The 5,612-nt window shown below is 35.0% G+C and carries 7 protein-coding genes; 5 read left to right on the top strand and 2 right to left on the bottom strand.

Features of this window, described 5'->3' with window-relative positions:
• The 5 genes from EKM02_RS14550 to EKM02_RS14940 all read left to right on the top strand — a co-directional run.
• A partial coding sequence (locus EKM02_RS14550) for a thermonuclease family protein (protein ID WP_148103541.1) occupies positions 1-353 on the top strand: 353 nt, incomplete at its 5' end.
• A gap of 845 nt (positions 354-1,198) precedes the next feature.
• The gene (locus EKM02_RS14540; protein WP_126456386.1) at positions 1,199-1,954 is read left to right on the top strand and encodes a hypothetical protein; all 756 of its coding nucleotides are present in this window, start codon (positions 1,199-1,201) and stop codon (positions 1,952-1,954) included.
• A 1-nt stretch (position 1,955) separates the two neighbouring features.
• A complete protein-coding gene (locus EKM02_RS14535; RefSeq protein ID WP_126456384.1) occupies positions 1,956-2,357 on the top strand; it encodes a DUF5675 family protein in 402 nt (133 codons plus the stop codon).
• Positions 2,358-2,361: 4 nt separating this feature from the next.
• Complete coding sequence (locus EKM02_RS14530; RefSeq protein ID WP_126456382.1) at positions 2,362-2,640, top strand: hypothetical protein; 279 nt, start codon at positions 2,362-2,364, stop codon at positions 2,638-2,640.
• Entirely contained in the window at positions 2,627-2,803 is a 177-nt protein-coding gene (locus tag EKM02_RS14940; protein ID WP_199878498.1) for a hypothetical protein, read from the top strand. The genes EKM02_RS14530 and EKM02_RS14940 overlap by 14 nt, the downstream gene beginning before the upstream one ends.
• 199 nt (positions 2,804-3,002) lie before the next feature.
• On the opposite strand, the gene EKM02_RS14525 is transcribed toward EKM02_RS14940, so the two are convergent.
• Entirely contained in the window at positions 3,003-3,929 is a 927-nt protein-coding gene (locus tag EKM02_RS14525) for a hypothetical protein (protein WP_126456380.1), read from the bottom strand.
• A 137-nt stretch (positions 3,930-4,066) separates the two neighbouring features.
• The gene (locus tag EKM02_RS14520; protein ID WP_126456378.1) at positions 4,067-4,489 is read right to left on the bottom strand and encodes a DUF6943 family protein; all 423 of its coding nucleotides are present in this window, start codon (positions 4,487-4,489) and stop codon (positions 4,067-4,069) included.
• Positions 4,490-5,612 lie beyond the last annotated feature (1,123 nt).

Genomic DNA, 5,612 nt, shown 5'->3' with positions numbered 1-5,612 from the left:
TGCAAAAACGTTTTTGCAAGTGTTTAATTAAATATTTTTATCTAATAATCTGTATCGGTTATTCCGGACGAGACATAGGTTATATGTCATTTGAATTTTTGAAAAGTAATGTTTCAATAGGTGATAAATGTACATTGGTACAAGAAAAAAATAATCTTCAAGACAAATACGGAAGAAGCCTTGGTTATCTATTTCTGAAAGATGGTAGAGTTTTAAATGAAATAATGATTAAAAAGGGGTTTGCGAAGCCATACAATGACGTTTTTTGCGAAATGCTACCTAAGTATCAAAAATGGAATTTACAGGCTAAAAACAAAAATAAAGGATTGTATTCTTTAGTGAATAAATTTTAATTTGATTGTGGACTAAATGTGGGCTAGGACTAGAAACAAAAAACCCTAACTAATTGATAACCAATCGTTAGGGTTTTATTTTTGCGGAGAAAGAGGGATTTGTTTCTCTCTCCTTATGTCAGTGTTTACGATGTCTCGCAAACTATTTTAAAACAAGGGTCTCGATTTTACTCCTACGATTTATAGGTAAAAAATCATGTAATCTTATCGCTGTAAATATAGTGATAATTAAAGGTTTATCAAAGTAAAAAAAGGTCTTTCATTGTTTAAAATTTGAACTTGTCGAGTAATATTATTGAACCGGAATCGGTTCAAAATTTAGTTGCCTAAAACATAAATTCTATCCAATTATCAAAGGTTCAACTTGTTCAATTTTTAAGCTCGTGTATTGGCAAAATTCCTCGATTGACACGAATTCATTTTGGAGCTTATTCAGCTCCTTTCTTATGTTTTGTAATAGTCTAATGCTTTGACGGTAACTCTTTCCTGTTATGCGTTGTATATCCTTTGGGTAGATACACAATCTCTTGTTTTCGGTTCTCATACTCTATCTATGGCTTTGATTGGGCTTTGCCTAACTTGAAATCTCTATGATTCAAGTTCTTGCGCACAATAAAAATAGTAAATAATTCCTTTCGTTCAGAAGCGGTAATTTATTTCAATTTATGATGGTTGTAAATGGGTATTTATGTCCATTTCTGCCATTTATGTCACAAAGTGACATATGGAATAGTGTCCCCTTTTTTATGTGGTTTAATTGACTAAAATTTGTTTCATAATCAATCTAAAGGTGTTGCAACAGGATAATGATTGAAGGAGTTTAAAAAAATCTAAATTTAGAAATTATGGCAAGACAGAAGGGCATTATTAAATTGAAAGGTACTATTGGAGATATTACTTTTTACAAAACTAAAGATGGTCATTTGGCCAGAGAAAAAGGTGGAATCGATGCGAGTAGAATAGCGAGCGATCCTGCGTTTCAGAGAACGCGTGAAAACGGTTCTGAATTTGGAAGAGCTGGAAAGGCAGGGAAAACTTTGAGAACGGCATTGCGAACTTTACTTATTAATTCTGCTGATGGGAGAATGGTAAGCCGATTGACTCAATCTATGATTAAAGTCATTCAAGCGGATATGGTAAGTGAGCGTGGATTGCGTAATGTGATAGATGGTGAAGCAGAGTTGCTTGCAGGCTTCGAATTCAACATTAGAGGAAAACTGGGCACTGCTTTATTTGCTCCTTTTGTGGGGACAATTGACCGTGCTACGGGTGATATTATGGTTGATTTGTTGCCGTTTGTTCCTGCGAATATGATTGCGGCTGCAAGTGGAACTACTCATTTCAAAATTATATCAGCAGGTGCGGAAATTGATTTTGAAGCGGAAACTTTTGTAGTTGCCACTTCGGAAACGGATATTCTACCTTGGGATTCGAATCAAACCGTTGATATCAATCATGTCAATCCAGTTACTCCGGGCAGCACAAAACCATTGTTTTTGGCTTTGGGAATTGAATTCTATCAAGAGGTAAACGGCAGAATGTATCCTTTGAAAAATGGGTCATACAACCCATTGGCATTGGTTCAGGTAAGCGGGCTTTAAGATGGTTTTAGTGTTAAATAGGACGTATTTCCCCGAGGGAACACAAGGAACTATAGTATGGAACGGCACCTTAGTTTGTTATACCATCGAGTTGCCTTGGATGCATAACCAGCGACGTATTTCTTGTATTCCTGAAGGAGAATATGTTTTGCAGAAGCGGTTTAGCCCAAAGTTCCAATGGCACTTGCATTTGAAAAATGTTCCGGGAAGAGATTTGATTTTAATCCATCCCGCCAATGACGCTAAAACGGAATTATTGGGCTGTATTGCTCCTGTAACACTGCACATCGGAATAGGGAAGGGCAGTTCTTCCCGAAAAGCGTTAGAAAAGTTAAAAGGCTTAGTTTATAGAGTTTTGAGCTATAATGAAGAAGTGAAAATAAGAATCCAATCTAATAAATAATTTTATGAATATAGTTGAACGTGCAAAAGCACCTACCCCTAAGTTTTTTCGGATTTTAAGAAGTATTGGAATGGCTCTATTGGCTATCAGTGGGAGTATCATTGCAGTTCCGGTAGTATTACCTGTAGTCGTTGTCAGTATTGCCGGATATGCAGCTCTTGCGGGAGGAGTCATTTCGGTAATTAGTCAGATTACTGTTGATGATGAGGCAAACCGAGAGCGGGCCATAGTGAACCGGTTGAAAAAAGACAATCAAAATTTACCGCGAGATGGAATCAAATAACACTTTGCAAATCGGAACCGCATCTGGAACTTTATTAAGTATAGTTCCCAATATCGTTTCTGAAGATATTCTAAAAACGATAATCTTAGCAGTCGTTGGAGCGATTATCAGTTTTAGTGTTTCGCTCCTTTTAAAATGGTTCATACGATCCAAAAATAAATAATTCGGTTATGATTGGTAACCTTTTCCGGATTAACTAAGAAAGTCTGGTCGTTAGATCAGGCTTTTTTATTGTAATGTCACACGCTTTGCAATGTTTGAGAATTTGAAGCAGAGTATTTTCTGCTAAACGAAAAATACGAATTAAAACAATATTTCTACTAAAACCCATATTGATAACCTTATGTTGAACTAATATTTGATTAAAATTGTGGCATAAAGCAAGATAAACAAAAAACATCAATTGAGTTGGAATAAATTACATTTCCTTTGCAATCTTTTTCGATGCAATCTTTCCTTTCAACAATAAATCCGGCATCACAATTCACACAATGTATTTCTTTTGAATCTGGTTTATTAGGTATGAGAAACGCCCATTTGCTTTCTAAATGACCTAATTTTTCGTCAATAGTTTCTTTACATGAAGGACAATAATAATTTCTACCAGTTATATCTGTTTTTATATATTTATTTAACTTTTTACGTCCAAGCATAAATTCAGCAAAATCTAGATATCTGTAAGACATTAAACTTTCAAAATCCCAATCTAAATAACCGAAAAGTGGATTTTCAAAGTTAAAATTCCACATTTCTAAAAACCAAGAATTTTCCCCAAAGAAATAAGTATATGCTTCTAAAATATTTTCTAATAATTCTTTTGGTGTAATTGATAATTTTGAAACACCGTGAATTGCTTCATTTCTTTTTTGTCTAATATGTTCAATAAAATTAATTAAATCATTGTCAATTTTAATTATTGACGGAACTGCGCAAAACGATGTTAATAATGCTTCTCCAGAGATTGTATAGAGACTATCAAAGTCTTTATTAGCACTTGATGGCAAACTTGGCCAATCAGTTCTTTTTTTTTCAATAAGTAATAAAGGTGAAGTTTTACATATTACAGATTTCATAAATGTTTCTATTCCTTGATGTAATAGAATTAATGAAGTTCTTATAGTTCCGCTATTGTGTTCCCAAATTCTTTCAATTGGAATTTCATCTTTTTTTATTAAATAATCATATCCTTCATAATGTTCATAAACTTTAAAAAGCAAATTAAATGCTTGAGTTAAACATTGTTTAGATACAATTTCAAAATCTTCTGAAACTGGTAGATTTGTAATCATTAGTTGTTTTTGAATTATAGCTACTACTTGTATAATATTTAACTAAATTATGCCAATGCTTTCATTTTAGGGTGTTTTATATGATAAATACACTGTTTTAGTTCTTTCAAATATACATTATAAAAGAACAAGTTTTTTTATTTTCTATAATACCCAGATAGTATCACCCTTTTCATTTCATTGATAAGAACAATATTCTGATGTAATTGGTTCTCTTTTTGTTCCAGTAACCTCAATGCTTGAATTTGTTTTTTGTGCAGTTCGTATTCCTGCATCATTTCATCTGTTTTAGCCGAAAAGTCCTTTTTGAAATCGTCAATTCGTAAAAATGGAATTACGGACCCAACTAGTGATTGGTGCCAGAATCTTGCTTTCCATAAACTATAAGCCAACCAGTACACAGTTTCGGCATCTTGCTCGTCTTGAAATAGGATTACAAAACTATTGGTAAAAGGTTCTTTTTGCGGCTTGCCACTGTTCATCCCTTTGTTGAGTATGAAGATTTGGTTTGCTTTGTAAATTGCATTTTTTTGATGTGATTTAATGATGAAATTTGGCATGGTATATTGGTATTAAAATTAAACCTTAATTTTTTGAAAAGAAAAAAGAGAAAAAAAGAAAGCCGTTAAAACAGCAGAAATGACGAACGAAAACGGAGGGAGGAACGACCGACTGAAAGTGAGGAATGGATGCTATGTTTGCTGGATTTTTTTCTTTTTCTTTTCAAGAAATTGCACTATCGTCTTGTTGAAGTTTTTCGGGGGACGTTGTTATGGAAGTAGCAATCAAACACCCCCAAGCACCGCAGAAAATGATGATTGTAGCGATAGCGGAAATTATTATTTATCGAGGAGCGCAGTGGCGGGGTTGCGGCAATCGAACAGCCGCCTGAAGCCGAGAATTGCAGCTGGCGAGGAACGAGACGCAAAATGAAGGGGGAAGAGCGTGTAACGGCGGGGAAAAAATATAAGACAGCCGCAGGCGTACCTTGATTTAGGGCAAAAGTGACGTTTTTTACGGAACGGCGCCAACCCCGATGGCTGTGCGAAGGAGCAACCGCTGAAAAAATAAAGGGCGACAGACATGATACTGCTGGAATGCAGTGGAACGGAGCCTGCGGAGTGTAACGGAATGAAGCGGTATTGTGGATGTACTAGCCCTGCCGAATGCAGGAAGTGAACGTGTGAAGATGAGGAACGTAACAGTGCAAAAAAATAGCTGCTTATTTTCAAGCTGCTGTTTTTTTTAGTGCTGTGAAGTGTCTGCGGAACGGAGGGAAACCTAACTATTGAATTGAAATAATAAATTGCTTATTTCCAAAAAATCTTCTTATGAAAATGTAAGGTTGACCGACTGAAGCTGCCGAACGAAACAAAGAGAACGACCGAAGAGAGACCGCTTGATTACTATGTCTTTTGCAAATAAATATTGCTTTATTTTCAAAAATAATTTTAGGTTTTTTTAGGCATATGTCGCCTCTGAATAAGTAATAAAAAAGGAAGGATTTTAGCCTCCCTTTTTCGTTTGACTTATTCGTCGGCACCACAGATTATTCCTGATAGGTTGCTCCTCAGCAGAGCCTATTTCCGCTTTGTCTTGGTAGATGCAAAATTATGTTTTTTATGCTACTTCTCTAATTTTATAGACTCTATTTTCTTTAATACAAGCACAAATCCGATGTAT

Origin of the sequence: Flavobacterium sp. RSP49 (genome assembly GCF_003968735.1) — a bacterium.
In the GTDB taxonomy this organism is placed as follows: Bacteria; Bacteroidota; Bacteroidia; order Flavobacteriales; family Flavobacteriaceae; genus Flavobacterium.
The sequence above is the reverse complement of the archived record's forward strand: the minus strand, read 5'-3'. Positions and strand labels throughout refer to the sequence as shown.

Excerpts from the sequence above, each read along its gene's own strand:
- EKM02_RS14530 (WP_126456382.1), top strand. The coding sequence starts at position 2,362 with ATGAATATAGTTGAACGTGCAAAAGCACCTACCCCTAAGTTTTTTCGG.
- EKM02_RS14940 (WP_199878498.1), top strand. The coding sequence starts at position 2,627 with ATGGAATCAAATAACACTTTGCAAATCGGAACCGCATCTGGAACTTTA.
- EKM02_RS14540 (WP_126456386.1), top strand. The coding sequence starts at position 1,199 with ATGGCAAGACAGAAGGGCATTATTAAATTGAAAGGTACTATTGGAGAT.
- EKM02_RS14535 (WP_126456384.1), top strand. The coding sequence starts at position 1,956 with ATGGTTTTAGTGTTAAATAGGACGTATTTCCCCGAGGGAACACAAGGA.
- EKM02_RS14520 (WP_126456378.1), bottom strand. The coding sequence starts at position 4,489 with ATGCCAAATTTCATCATTAAATCACATCAAAAAAATGCAATTTACAAA.
- EKM02_RS14525 (WP_126456380.1), bottom strand. The coding sequence starts at position 3,929 with ATGATTACAAATCTACCAGTTTCAGAAGATTTTGAAATTGTATCTAAA.